This is a genomic window from Enterobacter sp. SST3 (assembly GCF_000286655.1).
GTDB lineage: Bacteria > Pseudomonadota > Gammaproteobacteria > Enterobacterales > Enterobacteriaceae > Enterobacter > Enterobacter roggenkampii.
This window is the reverse complement of sequence record NZ_ALNS01000026.1, coordinates 14,343-37,246: the sequence shown is the minus strand read 5'-3', so window position 1 is coordinate 37,246 and position 22,904 is coordinate 14,343. Positions and strand designations below refer to the sequence as shown.

Annotated in this window: 22 protein-coding genes and 1 pseudogene; 13 read left to right on the top strand and 10 right to left on the bottom strand. The window is 56.2% G+C overall.

Annotated elements, in window-relative coordinates; all coding sequences use genetic code 11:
* Positions 1 to 2 precede the first annotated feature (2 nt).
* From B498_RS0121565 to B498_RS06500, 4 genes and pseudogenes are all read right to left on the bottom strand, one after another.
* Positions 3 to 503, bottom strand: a pseudogene (locus tag B498_RS0121565) (ferritin-like domain-containing protein); the annotation flags it as partial.
* 25 nt (positions 504 to 528) lie between these two features.
* The gene (locus B498_RS06490; RefSeq protein ID WP_008502273.1) at positions 529 to 732 is read right to left on the bottom strand and encodes a hypothetical protein; all 204 of its coding nucleotides are present in this window, start codon (positions 730 to 732) and stop codon (positions 529 to 531) included.
* 23 nt (positions 733 to 755) lie between these two features.
* Positions 756 to 1,250, bottom strand: a complete 495-nt coding sequence (locus B498_RS06495; protein WP_008502272.1) for a ferritin-like domain-containing protein — start codon at positions 1,248 to 1,250, stop codon at positions 756 to 758.
* A gap of 94 nt (positions 1,251 to 1,344) precedes the next feature.
* Positions 1,345 to 1,530 (bottom strand): general stress protein, encoded by a 186-nt coding sequence (locus B498_RS06500; protein WP_004150795.1) that lies wholly within the window; start codon positions 1,528 to 1,530, stop codon positions 1,345 to 1,347.
* A gap of 528 nt (positions 1,531 to 2,058) precedes the next feature.
* Here B498_RS06500 and B498_RS06505 point away from each other — a divergent pair.
* Positions 2,059 to 3,402 carry a VOC family protein gene (locus B498_RS06505; RefSeq protein ID WP_008502270.1) on the top strand — a complete coding sequence of 448 codons (1,344 nt, stop codon included), beginning with the start codon at positions 2,059 to 2,061 and terminating at the stop codon, positions 3,400 to 3,402.
* A 43-nt stretch (positions 3,403 to 3,445) separates the two neighbouring features.
* Positions 3,446 to 4,951, top strand: coding sequence for a carboxylesterase/lipase family protein (locus B498_RS06510; protein ID WP_008502269.1), 1,506 nt, complete (start codon positions 3,446 to 3,448; stop codon positions 4,949 to 4,951).
* Here the strand turns inward: B498_RS06510 and B498_RS06515 are convergent.
* Entirely contained in the window at positions 4,938 to 5,780 is an 843-nt protein-coding gene (locus B498_RS06515) for a LysR family transcriptional regulator (protein WP_008502268.1), read from the bottom strand. The genes B498_RS06510 and B498_RS06515 overlap by 14 nt on opposite strands.
* A gap of 114 nt (positions 5,781 to 5,894) precedes the next feature.
* On the opposite strand from B498_RS06515, the gene B498_RS06520 reads away from it, so the two are divergent.
* The 4 genes from B498_RS06520 to rimL all read left to right on the top strand — a co-directional run bounded on the left by B498_RS06520 (position 5,895) and on the right by rimL (position 10,389).
* The gene (locus tag B498_RS06520; RefSeq protein WP_008502267.1) at positions 5,895 to 7,064 is read left to right on the top strand and encodes a pyridoxal phosphate-dependent aminotransferase; all 1,170 of its coding nucleotides are present in this window, start codon (positions 5,895 to 5,897) and stop codon (positions 7,062 to 7,064) included.
* Positions 7,065 to 7,074: 10 nt separating this feature from the next.
* Positions 7,075 to 7,848 carry a transporter substrate-binding domain-containing protein gene (locus B498_RS06525; protein ID WP_008502266.1) on the top strand — a complete coding sequence of 258 codons (774 nt, stop codon included), beginning with the start codon at positions 7,075 to 7,077 and terminating at the stop codon, positions 7,846 to 7,848.
* A gap of 242 nt (positions 7,849 to 8,090) precedes the next feature.
* Positions 8,091 to 9,746 (top strand): glucan biosynthesis protein D, encoded by a 1,656-nt coding sequence (locus B498_RS06530; protein ID WP_008502265.1) that lies wholly within the window; start codon positions 8,091 to 8,093, stop codon positions 9,744 to 9,746.
* A 103-nt stretch (positions 9,747 to 9,849) separates the two neighbouring features.
* Complete coding sequence (gene rimL, locus B498_RS06535; protein WP_008502264.1) at positions 9,850 to 10,389, top strand: 50S ribosomal protein L7/L12-serine acetyltransferase; 540 nt, start codon at positions 9,850 to 9,852, stop codon at positions 10,387 to 10,389.
* On the opposite strand, the gene ydcK is transcribed toward rimL, so the two are convergent.
* Complete coding sequence (ydcK, locus tag B498_RS06540; RefSeq protein ID WP_008502263.1) at positions 10,384 to 11,364, bottom strand: YdcK family protein; 981 nt, start codon at positions 11,362 to 11,364, stop codon at positions 10,384 to 10,386. The two genes, rimL and ydcK, sit on opposite strands and share 6 nt — an antisense overlap.
* Before the next feature lie 122 nt (positions 11,365 to 11,486).
* Here ydcK and tehA point away from each other — a divergent pair, with 122 nt between their 5' ends.
* Both tehA and tehB read left to right on the top strand, forming a co-directional pair.
* A complete protein-coding gene (gene tehA / locus B498_RS06545; protein WP_008502262.1) occupies positions 11,487 to 12,488 on the top strand; it encodes a dicarboxylate transporter/tellurite-resistance protein TehA in 1,002 nt (333 codons plus the stop codon).
* Positions 12,488 to 13,081, top strand: a complete 594-nt coding sequence (gene tehB / locus B498_RS06550; protein WP_008502261.1) for a tellurite resistance methyltransferase TehB — start codon at positions 12,488 to 12,490, stop codon at positions 13,079 to 13,081. The genes tehA and tehB overlap by 1 nt, the downstream gene beginning before the upstream one ends.
* Here tehB and pepT read toward each other — a convergent pair.
* Complete coding sequence (pepT, locus tag B498_RS06555; protein WP_008502260.1) at positions 13,078 to 14,307, bottom strand: peptidase T; 1,230 nt, start codon at positions 14,305 to 14,307, stop codon at positions 13,078 to 13,080. The two genes, tehB and pepT, sit on opposite strands and share 4 nt — an antisense overlap.
* A 111-nt stretch (positions 14,308 to 14,418) precedes the next feature.
* On the opposite strand from pepT, the gene B498_RS06560 reads away from it, so the two are divergent.
* Both B498_RS06560 and B498_RS06565 read left to right on the top strand, forming a co-directional pair.
* A complete protein-coding gene (locus B498_RS06560; RefSeq protein ID WP_008502259.1) occupies positions 14,419 to 16,014 on the top strand; it encodes an ABC transporter substrate-binding protein in 1,596 nt (531 codons plus the stop codon).
* A gap of 135 nt (positions 16,015 to 16,149) precedes the next feature.
* Positions 16,150 to 16,824, top strand: coding sequence for a DUF3313 domain-containing protein (locus B498_RS06565; protein ID WP_008502258.1), 675 nt, complete (start codon positions 16,150 to 16,152; stop codon positions 16,822 to 16,824).
* Positions 16,825 to 16,858: 34 nt separating this feature from the next.
* Here B498_RS06565 and B498_RS06570 read toward each other — a convergent pair whose 3' ends face one another.
* Positions 16,859 to 17,755, bottom strand: a complete 897-nt coding sequence (locus B498_RS06570; RefSeq protein WP_008502257.1) for a DMT family transporter — start codon at positions 17,753 to 17,755, stop codon at positions 16,859 to 16,861.
* Between the two features lie 173 nt (positions 17,756 to 17,928).
* Here B498_RS06570 and B498_RS06575 point away from each other — a divergent pair, with 173 nt between their 5' ends.
* Entirely contained in the window at positions 17,929 to 18,801 is an 873-nt protein-coding gene (locus B498_RS06575; protein WP_008502256.1) for a helix-turn-helix transcriptional regulator, read from the top strand.
* Here the strand turns inward: B498_RS06575 and B498_RS06580 are convergent.
* Positions 18,781 to 19,947, bottom strand: a complete 1,167-nt coding sequence (locus B498_RS06580) for a benzoate/H(+) symporter BenE family transporter (protein ID WP_008502255.1) — start codon at positions 19,945 to 19,947, stop codon at positions 18,781 to 18,783. The two genes, B498_RS06575 and B498_RS06580, sit on opposite strands and share 21 nt — an antisense overlap.
* An 89-nt stretch (positions 19,948 to 20,036) precedes the next feature.
* On the opposite strand from B498_RS06580, the gene B498_RS06585 reads away from it, so the two are divergent.
* Positions 20,037 to 20,564, top strand: a complete 528-nt coding sequence (locus B498_RS06585) for a helix-turn-helix domain-containing protein (RefSeq protein WP_008502254.1) — start codon at positions 20,037 to 20,039, stop codon at positions 20,562 to 20,564.
* 80 nt (positions 20,565 to 20,644) lie between these two features.
* Entirely contained in the window at positions 20,645 to 22,609 is a 1,965-nt protein-coding gene (locus B498_RS06590; RefSeq protein WP_008502253.1) for a peptidase U32 family protein, read from the top strand.
* On the opposite strand, the gene B498_RS06595 is transcribed toward B498_RS06590, so the two are convergent.
* Positions 22,610 to 22,840 carry a DUF2554 family protein gene (locus tag B498_RS06595; protein ID WP_008502251.1) on the bottom strand — a complete coding sequence of 77 codons (231 nt, stop codon included), beginning with the start codon at positions 22,838 to 22,840 and terminating at the stop codon, positions 22,610 to 22,612. It lies immediately after the preceding gene.
* Positions 22,841 to 22,904: the final 64 nt, after the last annotated feature.

The following is a 22,904-nucleotide window of genomic DNA, read 5'->3' as shown; positions in this document are numbered from 1 at the left end:
TTTTTTCGCTTCACACCCGACGCGTCTGAACGCAGCAGGAACTGTTCCGTCGTTTGCGGGATATGACGAATCAGCCAGTCGGCCATTTCGCGCTCTTCGGCGAGGATCGTCTCAATAGCGGGTATCGAGGCGGTGTCACCCGCTTTTTTGGCCGCCGCCAGCAGGGAGGTATAGCAGGCGATTTCAAACTGTTCGAAAACATAGCCGCTGATCGAGCCCTTCACGATTTCGTCAGAAGGGAACATGCCGCCGATGGATTGTCCCAGCGCCGCCATTTTGCTCATCGAGTCTTTTAAGACCGAACGAGAAATATCATTACGGTCGAGGATTTCCTCCAGCAATGTGATTTGCCGTTTTGTCTCATTAATATGTTGCTCAATTCTAGCGCGAACATCAGGATAATTATCGATACGGCTGGCCATGGATTCCAGCATAGATTCGGCTTGCTTTTCCATTGCATGGGCATCGCGTAGCCAGTCATGGTAGTGTTCTACGTGATTCATCATTGTATCCTCATTAGGGGTTCGCTTATTTGGTCTCACTTTCAGCAGCCTGATCGGCACGTGCGGCACTGTAGCCAGATAAATGGCCGACAATATTGGCATAAATACTGATGATAATGACCCATAGCACGCTGTTCTTCCACCAGATGACGGAAGGGATAGCGAGAATGAACCATATTATCGCTGCCGCTAAATGGCACCGTTTAATTGTCCTGGGACTGATGCTCATTTTATTTAACCTGTATTATCGCGTCATTTCTGCGCTTTTTGGTTAATATTGCCAACGGCCAGGTCGGTGAGTTTAAGGTCGGTCTCTTTCTCTTCTTCCAGCGTTTCGGCAAGAAGCTTAACGGCTTTTTTATAGCCGAGCTGTTCTGCCAGAGTGGCAAGGGTACCGTAGCTGGCTATTTCGTAATGCTCCACTTTTTGCGCAGCAGCAATTAATGCGGCGTCACGGACTTCATTTTTTTCCGTGCTTTCGATGACTTCATTAGCTTCTTCAATTAAGCCTTCCATTGCGACGCATTTCATGCGCTTGAGCTTGATGCCGTCTTCCTGTTCCACGATCTGGTCGATACGTTCGATCTGACCTTGCGTCTCTTCAAGGTGTGCGGTAAAGGCGGCGCTCAGCTTCTCGCTGGAGGCGGCGCGGGCAAGCTTGCTTAACGCTCGGGTAAGCTGCTTTTCTGCGCTGTAGGTATCCGACAGAAGATGAATAAATACATCCTCTACACTTTTCATATTCATAATTATTACGCTCCGGTAAAATAAAGAAAGGGTACTGCGAGCTTTTCAGCCCGCAGCATGCTCTCTGGTTTTATTAAAAGAGTACTAAATAAGATCAGGAGTTATCAGATTTACGGCCTCCGCCGTGACTGTTCTGTCCCCCTTTCTTACCCGCTTCAGATGCGCGTTGCGGATCGTTTTTAAAATTACCACCGCTGTGCTGGCCACCTTTACGTCCAGCTTCTGATGCTTTTTCACGGTCTTCAGCGAAATTACCGGAACCACCACGATGCTCTGCCATATTAAACCTCATAGTCATATATTGGTTATGTCAGTACGATACGAAAATATTCCGTATCACTCGTCGTTCGAGTAATAACTCTAGTCGCTGTGTGCGATCCGTCAAATGCGTTTTGCTATTTGCGGTTGCGTTATTTTTAAATATTTGTAAATTTGCGCTTCGCTTGCGTTGGAAATATGGATAGACAGGAAGGACTTGTAAACAACTGTTCAGATTATTCCTAACTTTGAGCTAAAAATTTGAAAGCTGAGGATAAAAATAATGACGCACTCAAATTGGTTGATTTGCAGCCAGGGGAAAATAAAAAATACTCCTTTATAGCTAGAAAGCGAAACCATAAATAATTATAAGGAAAATCCTGGATAAAAAGCGCCAGGCGCGAAAGGGCGGTTTCGTTAAGGCTTGTTCAGAGGCCAGTCGCACACGGTTTGACCACTGTCGTCTTAAGATCACAAATCAGAAATCTTTCCCCCCGGAAGGAACGGGTTTCTCTACACTCCAGGTAATATTCACTGGAGGCATGACATCATGGCGAACACCATCACGGCTGATGACATTCGGGAACACTTTTCGCAGGCTATGTCGGCGATGTACCAGCAGGAAGTTCCGCAGTACGGCACCTTGCTTGAACTGGTAGCGGACGTAAACCTGGCGGTGCTGGAAAATGATCCACTATTACATGAACAACTGGCAAACGCCGATGAGCTTGCGCGTCTGAACGTCGAGCGTCACGGGGCAATCCGCGTCGGCAGTGCGCAAGAACTTTCAACCCTGCGCCGTATGTTTGCCATTATGGGGATGTACCCGGTCAGCTATTACGATCTCTCCCAGGCGGGGGTGCCGGTCCACTCAACGGCATTTCGGCCGATTGATGATGCGGCGCTGTGCCGTAATCCGTTCCGCATCTTTACTTCGCTGCTGCGCCTTGAGCTGATTGAAAACGTCGCGCTGCGCGAACGTGCGGCGGAAATTCTGTCTCACCGAAACATCTTCACCCCACGCTGTCTGGCGCTTCTCGATCTGTATGAATCGGAAGGGCAGTTTACCGTCGAGCAGGCGCAGGAGTTTGTGCAGGAAGCGCTGGAAACCTTCCGCTGGCACCGCCATGCGACGGTCGATCAGGAGACCTATCTCGCGCTGCATAACGAGCACCGGCTGATCGCCGATGTGGTCTGCTTCCCGGGCTGTCATATTAACCACCTGACGCCGCGCACGCTGGATATTGACCGGGTGCAGGAGCTGATGCCGAAGTACGGTATTGAGCCGAAAATTTTGATTGAAGGGCCGCCGCGTCGCGAGGTGCCCGTCCTGCTGCGTCAAACCAGTTTCAAGGCGCTGGAAGAGCCGGTGCTGTTTGCCGGTGAACACAAAGGCACCCACACCGCGCGCTTCGGTGAGATTGAGCAGCGCGGCGTGGCGCTGACCCCGAAAGGCCGGGAACTGTACGATAGCCTCCTTGCCCAGGCCGGCACCGGCAAAGATAACCTGACGCACCAGCTGCATCTGCAGGAGATCTTTAGCGCCTTCCCTGACAGCGAACTGTTAATGCGCCGTCAGGAGCTGGCGTATTTCCGCTACCGTCTGACGCCAGCGGGTGAAGCGCATCGCCATGCGTTCCGGCCGGGCGACGATCCGCAGCCGCTGATCGAGCGCGGATGGGTCGTCGCACAGCCGATCACCTACGAAGATTTCCTCCCGGTCAGCGCCGCGGGGATTTTCCAGTCCAATCTCGGGAATGAAACCCAGGCCCGCAGCCACGGTAACGCCAGCCGCGATGCGTTTGAAGCGGCCCTCGGCTGCCCGGTGTATGACGAATTTACCCTCTATGAGGAGGCTGAAACGCGCAGCAAACAGCGTTGCGGTTTGCTCTGAAAGCGTTACTCTGCTGGGGTGTGATGGAAAAAATAAGGTCGTTATGCAAAATCCTTCCGCCCCTGTGGTTGAAACGCGCCAGGGCGCACTCTCTGGCTTAACCGATGAAAATGTCCACGTCTGGTGCGGTATTCCTTATGCCGCACCGCCCGTTGGCGAGTGGCGCTGGCGCTCCCCGCGGCATCCTGAGCCGTGGGATGGCGTTCGCGAGGCTACCGCCTTTTCGGCCTCAAGCTGGCAAAGCAGCGAATATTGCCAGGAGCTGGGCGGGGGCGATCCCGGTCAGTTCTCGGAAGACTGCCTCTATCTGAACGTCTGGTCTCCCACAGAGCGCGCCGGGGCGCTTCCGGTTATGGTCTGGCTGCACGGCGGCGGCTTTACCATCGGTGCGGGTGGCTTACCGCCCTATAACGGCAAAGCGCTGGCCACGCGCGGCGTAGTTGTGGTGACGATCAACTACCGTCTCGGTCATCTTGGCTTTTTTGCCCATCCCGCGCTGGAAGGCGAGGAAGATCGCGTGGTGCATAATTTTGCCCTGCTGGATCAGATCGCCGCCCTCGAATGGGTAAGGGACAATATCGCCGCATTTGGTGGCGACCCCGCTAACGTGACCCTGTTTGGCGAATCCGCGGGCGCGCGCAGCGTGCTCTCTCTGCTGGCCTCTCCGCTTGCAGAAGAATTGTTCCATAAGGCGATTGTGCAAAGCGGGTACACCTTGCCGGACACGCCGCGAGAGCAGGCGTTGCAAAAAGGGGAGGCGCTGGCCGCCCATTTTGGCCTGGAAAAGGCGACAGCCGAACAACTGCGCGCCATTCCGCCGGAGGCGTTCTGGCCGCTCACCGCGCCGCTGAACATTGCTCCGGCCCCCATCGTCGGGGATTGCGTTCTGCCTGAAGCGATGCTGGACGTCTTTTTCGCCGCTCGCCAGCACCCCGTGCCGGTAATGATCGGCTCGAACAGCGATGAGGCCAGCGTGATGGCGGTGTTTGGCATCGATCTCGCCGGGCAAATCCAGAAGCTTCGCCGGGAGCGACGCTTCGGGCTGGGGCTGATTAAGCTGCTCTATCCGGGCGTCAAAGGCGATGAGGAGCTGGGCAGGCAGGTGTGCCGCGACATGGCGTTCACTACGATGGGCTACGTCGTGATGCAGGCGCAGCAGCGCGTCGGCGGATTGTGCTGGCGTTACTGGTTTGACTATGTTGCGGAAGCGGAACATGCCACCTATATCAACGGCACGTGGCACGGCAATGAAGTGCCTTACGTCTTTGATACCCTCGGCCAGGTGGAGCCTTCACGCCACTATGTCAACGAACGGGATGTGCAGTTTGCTGCTCAGGTGGCCGATTACTGGGTGAGCTTTGCGCGAGACGCAGGACCTCGTGAGATCCTGCCCGGGCCGACGCACTGGCCCGCATGCCGTAAAGGGCGGGACGTTTTATTACGCATTGGCGTGAATAAACATGCAGGTTTCAGGCTTGAAAACCGCTTTATGCGCGCCCGGATGAGCCTCTTCAAACGGGTGATGAAGTACCACGTCAGCCTCGATTAAGCAAACAGGCGCGAAACGCCGCCAGCCCATTTTCCTCCCCTGGCGTTTCGCGCAGCACCAGCCGGTAGCTCGCGCCGGTTTTTATGCTGGTTTCATAAGGCCGCATCAGTCTTCCCGCGCGGACATCTTCGGCCACCAGCGTTTCGTCGGCAATGGCGACGCCCAGCCCCTGAATGGCGGCCGTGATGGCGAGATCCATCGTGTCGAAGTGTTGATTTTTGTGCATGGCAAAGCCCGGACCTTCCTGTTTCGTCAGCCACAGCGACCAGTCTGTCTTATCCCTTGTGGGGTGCAGGAACGTCAGCGATCCCAGCGCTGCACCCGCCCGCACCGGGCTTATCACCGGGGTGAGCGCCTCTTCGAACAGCAGGTCGCCTGCGCTCATGTGCGTGCCGAACACGATGGCCGCGTCGTAAGATTCGGTTTTGAAATTGACGTTATGATCGGTGGTGGTGGTCAGGGCGATCTGCAGATCCGGTTGCTCACGCTCCACCTCCAGCAGGCGCGGCACCAGCCAGCGCATGGCGCAGGTGGGCGCCTTGAGCCGGATCACGGTTTGCTGGCTGCGGGCCTGGTCGGCCACGGTCAGCAAGTGTTCGAACGCAGACTGCAGTTCCGGGAGCAGGGCGCAGCCCTGTGAAGAGAGGCGCAGGCCGCGCGCGTGGCGTTCAAAAAGCGGAAAGCCAAACCAGGCCTCGAGGGAGGCTATCTTGCGGCTCACTGCCCCCTGCGTCAGACAAAGCTCTGCGGCAGCATGGGTGAGATTCAGGTGACGCGCGGTGACTAAAAATGCGTCGATGGCATTGAGCGGGAGCGAACGGCGCGACATGAAAACACCTCAGCTATGCATTTTTCTCATGGCTATTATGACAACAATTCGATTGTCCCGACAACAGAGATGTTGTTTGAATAGTTATGCAATGTCCATGAGAAGGGAAAGAGGATGACTTTACAAACGCCTGTGCAAACGCGCTCCAAACTGCCCGATGTGGGCACCACGATCTTTACCGTTATCGGCCAGCTCTCGGCGCAGCATAACGCGATAAACCTTTCTCAGGGCGCACCGAATTTTTCCTGCGACCCGAAGCTTGTTGCGGGCGTCACCCGTGCGATGGAGGCAGGGCATAACCAGTACGCGTCGATGACCGGCCTGCAGACGCTCAAAGAGCGCATTGCCGATAAAATTGCCACGCTTTACGGCACGCAGTATGACCCGGGCCGCGAGGTGCTGGTGACCGCCAGCGCCAGCGAAGGGCTCTACTCGGCAATCAGCGGGCTGGTGCATCCGGGCGATGAGGTGATCTATTTTGAGCCGTCATTTGACAGCTACGCGCCGATTGTCCGCCTGCAGGGGGCAACGCCGGTTGCCATCAAGCTCACCGTGCCGGATTTTGCCGTCAACTGGGACGAGGTTCGCGCCGCGATCACCCCGCGCACGCGCATGATCATCATCAATACGCCGCACAACCCGAGCGGTCAGGTCTTTTCCGCCGACGATCTGCAGCAGCTGGCGGCGCTGACCCGCAATACTGACATCATTATTTTGTCTGACGAAGTGTACGAACACGTGGTGTTTGACGGTGAGCCGCACCACGGGATGGCTACGCACCCGCAGCTGGCGGAGCGTAGCGTGATTATTTCTTCTTTCGGAAAAACGTATCACGTCACCGGCTGGCGCGTGGGTTACTGTGTTGCACCGGCGGTACTGATGGACGAGATTTGTAAAGTCCATCAATTTTTAATGTTCTCTGCCGATACGCCAATGCAGCACGCGTTTGCTGAACATATGGTCGACCCGCAAACCTGGCTGTCGCTGTCGGCGTTTTACCAGCGCAAGCGCCATCTGCTGCACAGTCTGCTGGCCGATTCTCCGTTTACGCTGCTGCCAAGCGCCGGCTCGTTCTTCATGCTGGCGGACTACAGCCAGTTCAGCGACGAGCGCGACAGCGAGCTGGTGAAACGGCTGATCGTTGAGTACGGTGTTGCCACCATTCCGCTGTCGGCGTTTTATGCGGACGGTACGGATAATAAATTGATTCGTCTCTCTTTTGCGAAAGATGAGGCGACGTTACGGGCAGGTGCCCAGGCCCTGTGTCGGGTTAAACCACGCTAAGGAGTTTGAGATGAAATTACGCGCGCTAGTTGTCGGCATGGGATTGCTGTGTACCTTTTCCTCCTTCGCAGCGTCCGAGCTGCGTTACGGTCTGGAAGCCGAATATCCGCCGTTTGAAAGCCGCAATGCGGCAGGCGAACTGGAAGGGTTTGACGTTGAGCTGGGGAATGCCATCTGTGAAGCGGCAGCGCTGAAATGCAGCTGGGTGGAAACCTCGTTTGATGCGCTGATCCCGGGGCTGGTGGCGAAGAAATTCGACGCCATCAATTCGGCGATGAATATCACCGATCAGCGCCGCAAGAGCATTGATTTTACCCAGCCGATCTACCGTATTCCGTCGCAGCTGGTCGGCAAGGCCGGTACGGCAGTCGAGGCGACGCCTGAAGGGCTGAAGGGCAAAACCATCGGCGTGCTGCAGGGCTCCATTCAGGAAACCTATGCCAAAGAGCACTGGGAAAAGCAGGGTGTCACCGTGGTGTCGTATAAAGATCAGAATATGGCCTGGGGCGATCTGCTGAATGGCCGTATCGACGCCTCGCTGGTCATGTCCGCGGCCGGGCAGGCAGGTTTCCTCAGCAAGCCGCAGGGAAAAGGGTTTGGCTTCATCGGCAAACCGGTATCTGACGACACCATCCTCGGCAGCGGGATCGGTTTTGGGTTGCGCAAAGGTGATGAGGCCACCAAAAAGCAGCTTGATGCCGCAATTGATAAGGTACGTGCCGACGGCACGATCGCCAAACTCGCTGATAAGTACTTCCCGGGTATCGATGTCAGCGTAAAATAACCGCCTCATTGGCCCCGTCAGCTGATGTCCTGACGGGGCATTTTTATACACATTTTCCAGGCTTTCTTTACACCACTTTCGGGCCGTTCTGGTCGACAGAAAATATTTCTCACTTTGTTCATATAATCACCGGCCAACAATTGGATTCTTAACCATTTTTGTTTAGGCTGTGCGTTCTTTCTTGCCGTCATTTCGCCGAGCGCGGAACACATTCACACGACCATAAGGACGTTTTTCCAGGCATGAATCGCAGACGTTTTCTAAAAGGCTCGCTGGCAGTGGCAGCCCTGAGCGGCACATCCGGCCTTGCTTCCCTGTTTTCCAAAGCGGCATACGCTGCCGACTCTGACATTGCTGACGGCCAGAGCCGTCGTTTTGATTTCTCCGTACTGCAATCCATGGCGCATGACCTGGCGAAAACCCCGTGGGGTGGCGCGCCGCGTCCGCTGCCGGAGACGCTGGCAACCATGACGCCGCAGGCGTACAACGCCATTCGCTACGACGAAAAGCAGTCTCTGTGGAACAACATTGAAGGGCGTAAGCTGGACGTGCAGTTCTTCCATATGGGAATGGGATTCCGCCGCCGCGTGCGGATGTTCTCGCTGGACCAGTCGACCTCTATGGCGCGCGAGATCCACTTCCGTCCTGAGCTGTTCAGCTACGGTGAAACGGGCGTGGATACCAAACAGCTGGAAGGGCAAAGCGATCTCGGCTTTGCGGGCTTCCGCGCGTTTAAGGCGCCGGAGCTGGCGCGTCGCGATATCGTCTCTTTCCTGGGGGCCAGCTATTTCCGCGCGGTGGACGACACCTACCAGTACGGCCTTTCCGCCCGCGGTCTGGCGGTAGACACCTTTACCGACACGCCGGAAGAGTTCCCGGACTTTACCGCCTTCTGGTTTGAAACCGTCAAGCCCGGCGACACCACCTTTACCGTCTATACGCTGCTGGATAGCCCGAGCATCACCGGCGCCTATAAGTTCGTGATCCACTGCGAGAAGAGCCAGGTGATCATGGAGGTGGAAAACCACCTCTATGCGCGTAAGGACATCAAGCAGCTCGGCATTGCGCCGATGACCAGCATGTTCAGCTGCGGCAATAACGAACGCCGCATGTGCGACACCATTCACCCGCAAATTCACGACTCCGACCGCCTGGCGATGTGGCGCGGCAACGGGGAGTGGATTTGTCGTCCGCTGAACAACCCGCAGAAGCTGCAGTTCAACGCCTATATGGATAAAAACCCGAAAGGGTTCGGGCTGCTGCAGCTCGATCGCGATTTCTCGCACTATCAGGACGTGATGGGGTGGTACAACAAGCGCCCAAGCCTCTGGGTGGAACCGCGTAACGACTGGGGTAAAGGCGCGGTTGGCCTGATGGAGATCCCGACCACCGGCGAAACGCTGGATAACGTGGTCTGCTTCTGGCAGCCGGAAAAAGCGGTGAAAGCGGGCGACGAGCTGGACTTCAAATATCGCCTCTACTGGAGCGCGATGCCGCCGGTGCGCTCCCCGCTGGCGAACGTTTATGCGACCCGCACCGGCATGGGCGGCTTCCCGGAAGGCTGGGCTCCAGGGGAAAACTACCCGAAAGTGTGGGCCCGTCGCTTTGCGATTGACTTCGTCGGCGGCGACCTGAAGGCCGCTGCGCCAAAAGGCATCGAGCCGGTGATTACGCTCTCCAGCGGTGAAGCGAAGCAGGTAGAGATCCTCTACGTTGAGCCGTTTGACGGCTATCGCATTCTGTTTGACTGGTACCCGACGTCGGATTCGACGGAGCCGGTGGATATGCGCCTGTTCCTGCGCTGTCAGGGCGACGCCATCAGTGAAACCTGGCTGTACCAGTATTTCCCGCCGGCGCCGGATAAACGTCAGTACGTTGACGACAGGGTAATGCGTTAACCCTTGTGGGATTGTGCCGGGTGGCGGCTTCGCCTTACCCGGCCTACAGTTTCGAAACGCAGGCCGTGTAAGCGCTAGCGCCACCCGGCAATTGAGAGGCACCATGTCTTCAGAAATCATCCCCGTCACCCAGGATATCGAACTTCGCGCCGTCGAGGAGCGCTACACCGCCGACCTGCACAATCTCGTTCTTAAAAACAGAGCCTTTCTGCAAACCGCCTTTGACTGGGCGCAGCACGTGGGCAGCGAAGAGGACACCCGCCGTAACGTGCAGAGCAACCAGATGCTGCATCAGCGCGGCTACGCCAAAATGTTTTTGATTTTCAAGGATGATGCGCTGGTTGGCGTCCTGTCGTTCAACACCATTGAACCGACGAACAAAGCCGTCTACATCGGCTACTGGCTGGATGAAGCCCACCAGGGGCAGGGCATTCTCTCTCAGTCACTGCAGGCGTTTATGCGCTACTACGCTGAACGCGGTGAGATCCGCCGTTTTGTGATCAAGTGTCGGGTGGCGAATCAGCACAGCAACAGCGTTGCCGTGCGCAACGGTTTTACGCTGGAAGGGTGCCTGCGGGAAGCGGAATACCTGAATGGCCGCTTTGACGACGTGAATATCTACGGCAGGATTTATACCCTATAACGCACCCAGCAGCGGCGTGCGGGTGATGCGCTGGTCGCCGTTTATCACTTTTTCGCCGCGCAGATGAATGCTCTCGCCAGCAAACGCTTCTATGACCGCATCGTCGGTGATTTCAACCCGATGCTCGATAAGCACATCCCCGCTGATTCGCGCGCGCCCCTGGATCACCACTTTATCATCCAGCATGATCGGCCCGCCGCGCAGCCATGCGTGACCGCCAATCAGGACGTGATGCTTGATGACGCAGTTGCCTTCAACCACGGCATTCTCCGTAATCTGCGAGCTGTAGCGCACCGTCGGGATGGCATCGTCGTCGAAACCGGCTATCACGCGGGCGTTGCCGTAGACTTTCGCACAGTCGCACACCCAGACGTTGTTGAGTTCGTTACCCTCGAGGATCGCGTTGTCGAAGACTTCGGCCCGGTGTTCAACGAAGGCAAAATTAACCATCGCCTCGCCGTAGATTTGCGCCTGGTGCACAATGCGCGACTGGCTCACCGTCGCGTTATCGTAAATTTGGAGGATCTGTTCATGATCCGGCGTCAGCCCTTTGGCGGCAATGACCACGCTGTGATGCAGCACGCGCGCGTCGCCGTAGATATGGCACTCGCCCCGTACGCAGGATTGCTGAATGGTGACGTTGTCACTTATTCGCGCCCCGTGACTGACCTCCGCGCCGTCCAGCCAGCAGCTGCCGCCGATATGCGCGTCATGGCTAATGATGCATGGAAGGGTAAGACGCGCGTTGCCGGATACGGTTGCCCCGGCGAACACCACGCTGTTTTCATCGTAGATCCAGCAGTCGCCGTCCTGTGCGAGGGCGCGCTCATCGTCAATCCAGCCGCCTCTCGTGCCGACCGTCACGTCGTTAAAGTCCGCCGTGGCGATGATCTGCCGCAGCGTAGCGGCGTGGGTGGTTTCGCCGTTTTTCCATTGCCAGAGGCGGGTTTCATCGCTGAGCCGGTACTTTTTCATCGTTTGATCTCTGGTTAGCATCTCAACTAAACGTAGCAAATTTTCGGCTTTTCGTTTTGCTGGCATCCGCTGCAGAAACCGCTTAAAATGGCATTTAAAATACATTTTAAAAATTAAAATTAATGAATAAATTTAACAAACCCCAACAGGTACTTAACCTGCCCGCAGGGTATTTTGGCATGGTGCTTGGCATCATCGGGATGGGTTTCGCCTGGCGATACGCCAGCACCCTCTGGCCAGTGACGCGTTGGCCGGGTGAGGGCCTCGTAGCCCTTGCGGTGATATGCTGGTTTCTTTTAACGGTCGCGTTTGTGACGCGTGCGATCCGTTTCCCCCGCAGCGTGCTGGCAGAGATGCGACACCCGGTGATGAGCAGTTTTGTCAGCCTTTTCCCGGCCACCACGATGCTGGTCGCCATCGGCTTTGTCCCCTGGTTTCGCGCGGTGTCACTGGCATTGTTTGGCATTGGCGTGGTGGTGCAGCTTGCATACTCCGCCTGGCAAAGCGCCGGGTTATGGCGCGGGAAACATCCGCAAGAGGCGACCACGCCTGGATTATATCTGCCTACGGTGGCGAATAATTTTATTAGCGCGATGGCATGTGGTGCCCTGGGCTTCAACGATGCAGGGTTAGTCTTCCTTGGCGCGGGCGTCTTTTCCTGGCTCAGCCTGGAACCGGTTATTCTTCAGCGTCTTCGTAGTGCAGGAGAACTGCCCTCCGCACTGCGTACTTCATTGGGTATTCAACTGGCGCCCGCGCTGGTGGCATGTAGCGCCTGGTTCAGCGTAAATGGCGGTCAGGCGGATACGTTTGCGAAAATGCTGTTCGGCTATGGCCTGCTGCAGCTGCTATTTATGCTCCGCCTGATGCCATGGTATTTGTCCCAGCCGTTCAATGCCTCATTCTGGAGTTTTTCCTTTGGCGTATCGGCCCTGGCAACCACGGGTCTGCATCTGGGACAAAGCAGTCCGACGGGCTTTTTTCACGCCATTGCCGTGCCGCTGTTTATCTTCACCAACGCGATTATTGGGTGGCTGTTGGTGCGTACATTGATTCTGCTGCTTCAGGGCAAACTTCTGGTTCGTGCTGATAAAGCGCAGCTTATGCAATCCGAGGAACAATAATGACCGTCGATGAGAATTACTTCACTGAGAAATATGGCTTAACGCGTACCCATTCAGAAGTGCTGTACAGCGCGGAGATCGTGAAGCCCGGTAAAACGCTGGATCTGGGCTGCGGCAACGGCCGTAACAGCCTTTATCTTGCAGCCAACGGCTACGATGTCACCGCGTGGGACAAGAACCCGATGAGCATCGACAATATCGAGCGCATCAAGGCGGAAGAAGGGATCGCTAATCTGCATACCGCGATTAAGGATCTGAACAACCTGAGCTTTGACGGCCAGTACGATTTTATTCTCTCTACCGTGGTGCTGATGTTCCTGGAGGCAAAAACCATCCCGGGCCTTATCGCCAATATGCAGCGCTGCACGACGCCGGGCGGTTACAATCTGATCGTTGCCGCCATGGATACGGCAGACTACCCCTGCACGGTCGGCTTCCCGTTTGCGTTCAGGAGCGGTGAGCTGAGCAACTACTATGAAGGCTGGCAGTTGCTCAAATACAACGAAGACGTTGGCGAACTGCACCGCACCGATGAACACGGCAACCGCATTAAGCTGCGCTTTGCCACGATGCTGGCACGAAAGCCCGCTTAACGGGCGGCCAGCAGGCAGATCTGCAGGGCTGTCTTATAAGACGCCTCAAACGACGACAGCGGCAGGAATTCAAACTTCGAGTGGAAGTTATGCGCCCCGGTGAAGAAGTTCGGGGTGAGTAGCCCTTTAGCCGAGAGCGCCGCGCCGTCGGTGCCGCCGCGCATCGGCGTCGGTTTCGGCGTGATGCCGAGCGATTCCATCGCCTCGAACATCAGATCGATGGCGCGTCGGTCTTCGCCAATCGCATTGCTGATATTGCTGTAGGTATCTTCAATGCGATAGTCCACTTTGGCCGTCGGATATTGGGCGGCAATCAGCGCGGCCACGTCGGCAATCTGCTGCTTGCGCGCGGCAAAGCGCTCCTTGTCAAAGTCGCGGATATTGGCCTTAAGAACGGCCTCGTTCTGTCCGGCCTGAATGCCGTTAAACCAGATATAGCCTTCACGTCCCTCGGTGCACTCGGGCGTTTGCTGGCGGTCAAAATGGCTGATGTAATCAGTCGCCATCAGCAGGGGATTCACCAGCACGCCTTTGGCGGACATCGGGTGCGCCGTCACGCCGGTAAAACGGATTTCCGCGGCTGCCGCATTAAAGTTCTCGTAAACAATCTCACCCAGCTCGCAGCAGTCAATGGTCCAGGCAAAGTCGACGTCGAAGCGCTTAAGATCCAGCGCCTTGGCACCGTTCAGGCCGATCTCTTCGTCAGGCACAAACGCCACGACGATATCGCCATGCTGGTGTTCCGCCGTCAGGTTTTCCAGCACCGTCATGACCACCGTGACCGCCGATTTATTATCGGCGCCCAATACGCTGGTTCCGTCGCTGAAAATAATCTCCTCGTTCGGATAAGCCAGAATTTCAGGGTGCTCCTCTACCCGTAGCCAGATGTCTTTCTCTTTATTCAGACAGAGATCTTCACCGGTAAACGTTAATATTTGTGGATGAATATCCGGTGAAAGTCCCACGTCGACGGTATCAATATGGGTAATAAAGCCGATGCGCGGCGCACCGGGCACGTTGCCTTTTTTTACCGCCGTTACCGTGGCAAATTCATCAATCACAATATCGTCTAACCCCAGCTGTGCCAGCTCCTGCGCCAGCTCGCGCGCCATGTCGTGCTGGCCCGGCGTTGAGGGCAGAGTTTTGACTCTGGGATCGCTCTGGCTGGTGATCGCGAGATAGCGGAAAAAACGGTGCGTTAATTGTCTGGAAAGCGTCGAGCCCATAGTGATTTGTTCCTTATTTATTTTTCGGGTGTTTGCCACTTCACTTTAATGTTATTTATGAAATGGCAAAAGAATTAATTAGCCGTCGAATTAAAAAGACAGGAATAAATGATGACAAGCAAACTCACAACTATTGCGCTGGCGCTTGCGGCGCTCACGGTCAGTTCCGCCGTCGCCGCGAAAACGCTGGTGTATTGTTCCGAAGGATCGCCGGAAAACTTTAATCCTCAGCTTTACACCTCGGGAACCAGCGTCGACGCCAGCGCCGTGCCGGTCTATAACCGTCTGGTCGATTTCAAACCCGGCACCACGGAGCTGGTGCCGAGCCTGGCGGAGCGCTGGGAGGTGAGCGACGACGGCAAGGTTTACACCTTCCATCTGCGTCAGGGCGTGAAGTTCCAGAGTAATAAATCCTTCACGCCAACCCGCGACTTTAACGCCGACGACGTGATTTTCTCGTTTAGGCGCCAGAAAGACGTGAATCATCCCTACCATAATGTCTCTAACGGCAGCTACTCCAACTTCGAAAGCCTGGAGTTCGGCAGCCTGATAACCGCCATTGATAAAGTCGATGACCACACCGTGCGCTTTACCCTGGCGCACCCGGAAGCGCCGTTTGTCGCCGATCTGGCCTGGTATTTTGCCTCAATCCTTTCGGCGGAGTATGCCGACGCGATGCTGAAAGCGGGCACGCCGGAGAAGGTGGATATGGAGCCCATCGGCACCGGGCCGTTTAAGCTGGCGCAGTATCAGAAGGATTCCCGGATCCTGTTCACGGCGTTTGCCGACTACTGGCAGGGGAAATCGAAGCTGGACCGACTGGTGTTTAGCATCACCCCGGATGCCTCCGTGCGTTTTGCCAAAATTGAGAAGAACGAATGTCAGGTGATGCCGTTCCCGAACCCGGCCGATCTGCCGCGCATGAAGGCCAATAAAGATATCAACCTGATGAGCAAAGCCGGACTGAATACCGGCTTCCTGGCGTTCAACACGCAGAAGCCGCCGCTGGATAACGTGAAGGTCCGTCAGGCGCTGGCGATGGCCATCAACAAACCGGCCATTATTGACGCGGTGTTCCACGGTACCGGAACGGCGGCAAAGAACCTGCTGCCGCCTGGCGTCTGGAGCGCCGACAGCGAGCTTAAGGATTACGACTACGATCCTGAAAAAGCCAAAGCGCTGCTGAAAAAGGCCGGCTTTGCCAGCGGCGTCAGCATCGATTTATGGGCGATGCCGGTCCAGCGTCCCTATAACCCGAATGCGAAACGCATGGCGGAGATGATTCAGGCGGACTGGGCGAAAATTGGCGTACAGACCAAAATCGTTACCTACGAGTGGGGCGAATACCTTAAGCGTGTGAAGGGCGGGGAACATCAGGCTGCGCTGATGGGCTGGACGACCGCAACGGGCGATCCTGACAACTTCTTTGGTCCGCTGTTTACCTGCACCTCGGCAAACGGTGGATCAAATTCGGCGAAATGGTGCTATAAGCCGTTTGATAAGATCGTTGCTGAAGCCAAATCGATAACCGATCATGATAAACGGGTGGCGCTGTATAAACAGGCTCAGCAGATGATGCATGACCAGATGCCTGCGGTGATGATTGCGCATTCAACGATTTTCGAACCGGTGCGCAAGGAGGTGAAGGGCTATGAAATCGATCCGTTTGGCAAACATCTGTTCTGGCAAGTGGATATAAATCAGTAATTTTTCACTGCCCGGCATGCGTCCGGGCAATCTTTTTGCAATTTGTGCTCCTGGCATCATTTTTTGTCACAACAAACCCGCCAGACTTTTGCTATAACTTCAAATGCATACTTGCAGATAACATGGAAAACTATCATGCGTACTCAAACTTTTTTTAAAGTTGCAGTGCTTACTGGTCTGTTGGCGTTGGCGGGCTGTTCTTCAAAAGTCGCCGCTCCGGAACAATACTCCGGCTTTTTAAAAGATTATTCAGGCTTGCAGCAAACGACCTCGGCGACGGGAAAACCAACGCTGCGTTGGGTCGATCCTTCGTATAACGAAGCCAATTACGACAGCATTCTCTGGACGCCAATTACCTATTATCCAACGCCAAAACCCACCACGCAAATTGGGCAAAAAACGCTTGATGAGTTGTTGAATTACACCAATAACAAAATGAAAACGGCGATTGGTACGCGTAAGCCAGTTGTCACCACGCCGGGTAAACACAGCCTGATTTTCCGTGGCGCGATTACCGGGGTGAGTTCGCAGAAAGAGGGGCTGCAGTTCTATGAAGTGGTGCCTGTGGCGCTGGTGGTTGCCGGGACGCAGATGGCAACCGGACACCGCACCATGGATACGCATCTCTTCTTTGAAGGTGAGCTGATCGATGCGGCCACCAACAAACCGGTTATGAAGGTGGTACGTAAAGGCGAAGGTAAAGAGCTGAATAACGAAAACACACCAATGACCTTTGCGACGCTGAAGCAGGTTGTTGATGACATGGCGACGGACGCCACCATGTTTGATGTGAAAAAGACCGCGAAATAAAATAAAACGGCCTGCGTAATGCAGGCCTTTTTATTTATGCCATTCGTAAGCGTCTGAACCAGGTTTCCGGTTTGGTAAACATCACCATATTTCCTCCCAGAATCAGCACTAATCCCACGATACCGTTGACATGCCAGACGTAGCCTTCATACACCGTGGAGATGGAGAGCGCCACCAGCGGGAAGAGCAGCGTGCTGTAGGCCGCTTTGCCCGGGCCAATACGTCCCACCAGCGTGAAGTAGGCGCCAAAAGCAATCACCGAGCCAAACAGGGCCAGATACACCAGCGCGCCGAGATAGCTCACCGTCCATTCCGGTACAAAGCTATCGCCTCTGAACAGCGCAATGCAGCCCATCACCAGCGTGCCATAGAGCATCGCCCAGGCGTTGGTGGTCATGGTTTCCAGGCCTCTGCGCTGATGGCGCATGCTGATCATATTGCCCAGCGAGAAGCCGTAGGTACCCAGTGCGGAAAGCCCAATACCGGTCAGGAGTGACGCGCTCCAGCCGCTGGCCAGCAGATCGTCCCAGAAGAGGGTGACAATCCCGACCAGCCCCAGCGCCGCCGCCGTCCAGAAACGCGCGGGCGGGCGCTGGCCGAAGAAAATAAAGCTGTTAATGGCGTTATAGAGTACCGCCATGGAGAAGATCACCGACTCCAGCCCGGTATTGATATGTGCCGCTGCCGTGTAAAAACACCAGAAGTTAAAGCAGAAAACACAGCATCCCTGAAGCAGGCAAAAAAGATGATCCCGAAGCGCCAGCGTGCGCAGGCGACGCAGGGCGAGTAACACCACCATCATGGTGAGGCTGGCGACGGCGAAGCGCCAGAAAATGGACACCGGCGCCGCGACGGGGCCCTGCTGCAGGAAAATCGCAATCCAGGTGGTTCCCCAGATAATGACCACGAGTCCGTATAATAATGCGTTCATAGTTGTCTCTTCTTAAACCGCGGAAGCCCGCAGTATGACGCTGAGATGCGTAACGGGCTTTCACCCGCTTGCGGCAGACTTGCAAAATCTTGCGCTTTTTTCTTCTGGAGGGACTGGCAACGGGCGACAACTCTTCTTAGACTGATATTCCGATTCTTCACGCGCTAACGGTTATGTCTCACGCTTACGATACCTTTGAAACGCTTTGCCAACAGAATGCAGTCCTGCGGGAAACCGTCTCGCTGAATTCGGGTATTCAGCTGGCCGCGTGGTACAACAAGCACGACACGATCACCGTAAAGAGCAACCATCATACCCTCAGCCTGTACGTGGCGGACGGCTACGAAAGCTATCAAAAAACGCCAAGAGGCTGGAAGAACGGCGGGGGGCCGGACCGTTTCTGCCTGATGCCCAAAGAGAGCGAATCGACGTGGGATATCCGCGATGACCTGTCGTTTGTGCATCTCTACTGCACCGATGAACACCTGCGCGACGTGGGAGAAAAAATCTGGGATAAGCGGCCGCTTTCGCTGACCCTGGACGAGCGTATTTTTGGCAGCGACCCGAAGATCACCACGCTGTATCGCCAGTTTTTACTGGGCTGTGACTGGCAGCAGCACGCCAACCAGCTCACCCTGAGCACGGCCTCCACGCTGCTGCTGACCCATCTGCTGCAAAACTACTCAAACGTGCAGTGGAAGCTGCCGGTCGTCACCGGCGGGTTATCGCCGTTTGTTCTGCGCAACGTGCTGGCCTTTATCGAAGAGAACCTGGGGCAGCCCCTGACGCTGGCCGAGCTGGCGGCGCAGGCTGCCCTCAGCGAATACCATTTTGCCCGCATGTTCCGCCAGTCGACGGGGCTGGCACCGCATCAGTACGTGATGCACAGGCGTATGGTCAAAGCGAAAGAGCTGGTGCAGCATACCTCCATGCCACTGACGGACATTGCGCTGGCCTGCGGGTTTAACTCCGCCAGCCACTTCAGCAACCGCTTTCGCAGCGCGACGGGCATGACGCCGTCGCAGCTACGCGCGGCGAGCGCGTGAAAACAGGGCGTAACATACCCCGCCCAGCACCAGCCCCCAGAACGCCGAACCGATGCCCAGGATCGTGACGCCGCTTGCGGTCGTCAGAAACGTGACGATGGCCGCGTCGCGCTCCGCTTCGTGACTCAGCGCCTGGTATAAACTCCCGCTGATGGTGCCCAGCAGCGCCAGACCGGCGAGCGTCTGGATCCAGCTGAGCGGCAGGGCGGCCATCAGCCCGGTAATAGAGCCACCGAAAATTCCCGCCAGCATATAAAACCCGCCGGCTGCGATGGCTGCCAGCCAGCGTTTATCCGCGTCCGGATGTGCATCCGGGCTTTGACAAATGGCGGCGGTAATGGCCGCAATGCAGATAGAAAAGACGCCAAACGGAGAAAACAGCAGCGCCAGTCCACCCGTCACGATGATGAGCGGTGAGGCCGCCAGCGGGTAGCCGGAGGCTTTCATGGTGGCGAAACCCGGCGCATTTTGCGAGGCCATGGTCACGAGGAAGAAGGGCAAGCCAATACTCACCAGGCTGGTGAAGGTGAAGGCGGGCGCAATAAATTCGGGTTTCACCAGTGAAAGGGTGAACTTATCCGTGACAACGTCACCACCGGCCCAGGCCACGATACCGCCCACCAGAAGCGTGACCACGATGGCATAGCGCGGCGACAGCGCTTTTGCGATCAGCCATGCCGCAATCATGCTGCCGCACAGCAGAAAGTGCCCCTCAAGATGCGCAAACGCGTGCAGGCCAAACTGCAGCAGTACCCCGGCGAGCATGGCGGCAGCAAGCGAATGGGGGATCAACGTCATCAGACGGGCGAAAAGCCCGGTGATGCCGCAGAGCAAAATTAGCGCGTTGGCAAAGATGAACACGCCGATGGTTTCCGCCAGCGTGACGCCGTGCAGGCTGGTGGCGAGCAGCGCCGCGCCGGGCGTCGACCAGGCGGTCAGCACGGGCGCTTTGTACCACCAGGAAAGCACCAGCGTGCTGACGCCCATCCCAATCCCCAGTGCGGTCATCCAGCCTGCGATCTGCTGCGCGCTGGCGCCAGCCGCGGCGGCGGCCTGCCAGATGATGGCGGCCGAGCTGGCGTAGCCCACGAGAACGGCGACAAATCCAGCCAGTACGACCGGAACAAGATGAGAGGAAGGGCGCATGAAAACTCCGTTGTGCGTTATAACGTCCGGAGTAAGGTAACACTGTGCGTTATAGCGTACAAGTGGTATGCTCGTCGTCAGGAGGAAATATGGACATCACACAACACCTTGCAGCAACACTGAAAACATTACGCCAGGCACGGGGCTGGAGCCTGTCGAAGCTGGCGGACGAAACCGGCGTATCAAAGGCCATGCTCGGGCAAATCGAGCGAAATGAATCCAGCCCCACGGTGTCGACGCTGTGGAAAATTGCCACGGGACTGAACGTGCCGTTTTCCGCCTTCATCACACCGGAGGCGGACCGGCAGGCGGTGTTTGACCCGCAGCAGCAGGCGATGGTCGTCAAGCCGCTCTTTCCGTGGGACGAGGCGCTCCGGTTTGATTATTTCTCCATTACCCTGGCCCCCGGCGCCCTGAGTGAATCCACGCCGCATGAGGCGGGGGTGATTGAACATGTGGTGGTGGTCAGCGGCGAGCTGGAGATGAAGCTCGAGGGCAAATGGCAGACGATTTCAGCCGATTCCGGCGTCCGTTTTGCCGGCGATAAACCGCACGCCTACCGCAACAGCAGCGACCGGACGGTGCATTTTCACTCCCTGATTCATTATCCCCGCTGAGGCTACGCAAAACTGTTTCGCTGACGCAGACTTCTGACTACAATAGCCGCCATTTTGACCATAACGGATAACGACGAAGTATGCGCCTGCAATCCCATCATCTTGAACTTTTAAGCCCGGCCCGTGACGCCGCCATTGCCCGTGAAGCGATCCTTCATGGCGCAGACGCCATCTACATTGGCGGCCCGGGCTTCGGTGCCCGCCATAACGCCAGCAACACCCTGAGCGATATTGCTGAGCTGGTGCCGTTCGCCCACCGTTTCGGGGCGAAGGTGTTCGTTACCCTGAACACCATTCTTCATGATGATGAGCTGGAGCCTGCGCAACGTCTGATTACCGATCTCTACCAGGCCGGGGTGGATGCCCTGATTGTTCAGGATATGGGCGTGCTGGAGCTGGATATTCCCCCCATTGAACTGCATGCCAGTACCCAATGTGATATCCGCACGGTAGAGAAGGCGAAGTTTCTCTCTGACGTCGGCTTTTCGCAGATCGTTCTGGCGCGTGAGCTGAACCTGAATCAGATCCGCGATATTCACCAGGCGACAGACGCGACGATTGAATTCTTCATCCACGGCGCGCTGTGCGTCGCCTATTCCGGCCAGTGCAACATTTCGCACGCGCAGACGGGCCGCAGCGCCAACCGCGGCGACTGCTCTCAGGCCTGCCGTCTGCCGTATACCCTGAAAGACGACCAGGGCCGCGTGGTGGCATTTGAAAAACACCTGCTCTCGATGAAGGATAACGACCAGACCGCCAACCTGGGCGCGCTGATCGACGCGGGCGTGCGTTCCTTCAAGATTGAAGGGCGCTATAAAGATATGAGCTACGTGAAGAATATCACCGCGCACTATCGCCAGATGCTGGACGCCATCATCGAAGATCGCGGTGACCTGGCGCGCGCGTCGGCCGGTCGTACCGAGCATTTCTTTATTCCGTCGACGGACAAAACGTTCCACCGCGGCAGCACGGACTATTTCGTGAATGCCCGTAAAGGGGATATCGGCGCGTTTGACTCACCGAAGTTTATCGGTTTGCCGGTGGGTGAAGTGCTGAAAGTGGCGAAAGATCACCTTGATGTTGCGGTGACGGAACCGCTGGCGAACGGCGATGGCCTTAACGTGATGATTAAGCGTGAGGTCGTGGGCTTCCGCGCCAACACGGTGGAGAAAACCGGTGAGAACCGCTACCGCGTATGGCCGAACGAAATGCCGGCCGATCTCTACAAGGCGCGGCCGAACGCGGCGCTTAACCGTAACCTCGATCATAACTGGCAGCAGGCGCTGCTGAAAACCTCCAGCGAGCGTCGTATCGCGGTGGATATTGAACTGGGCGGCTGGGAAGAGCAGCTGATTCTGACCATGACCTGTGAAGACGGCATCAGCGTAACGCATACGCTTGATGGCCTGTTCGAGGTGGCAAACAACGCGGAGAAAGCGCTCAACAGCCTGAAGGATGGCGTCGCAAAGCTGGGGCAGACGATTTACTACGCCCGCAACGTTGAGGTCAATCTGCCGGATGCCCTCTTTGTGCCGAACAGTTTGCTCAACCAGTTCCGCCGTGAAACCGCCGAGATGCTGGATGACGCGCGCCTGGCGAACTACCCGCGGGCTAGCCGTAAAGCGGAAACCGTTCCTGCGCCCGTCTACCCGGATACGCATTTATCCTTCCTCGCCAACGTCTACAACCATAAAGCGCGTGAATTCTATCATCGCCACGGCGTGCAGCTGATCGACGCGGCTTATGAGGCGCATGAGGAGAAGGGCGATGTGCCGGTGATGATCACCAAACACTGCCTTCGTTTCGCGTTTAACCTGTGTCCTAAGCAGGCGAAAGGCAACATCAAGAGCTGGAAGGCCACGCCTATGCAGCTCGTAAACGGTGACGAAGTGCTGACCCTCAAATTTGACTGCCGTCCGTGCGAAATGCATGTAATTGGCAAGATGAAAAACCACATCTTCAAAATGCCGCAGCCCGGCAGTATTGTGGCGTCCGTCAGCCCGGACGATCTGATGAAAACCCTGCCAAAACGCAAGGGCAGCTAACTACCGAACGTGCGTGTCCGGTTTGCGCGATTTCTGCCACAGGTGGTGTTCGCGCAAACCCTCCGCCGACTCCTCCGCCGCGCTTCGCAATTCATCGCTATCGGCTTCATGACGCAGCTGATGATCCACATTCTTTACCCACAGATATTCATGTCCTTTGTGCCCGGCCATAAGCTGGCCTGAAAAGAGGGCACAGATAAGCATCACGAGAGATAAACCTTTTTTAACCATGAGGTCACCGCCGAATAACGTTGCGGCTTAATGATGCCGATTATTTATTATTGTTATTATTCAA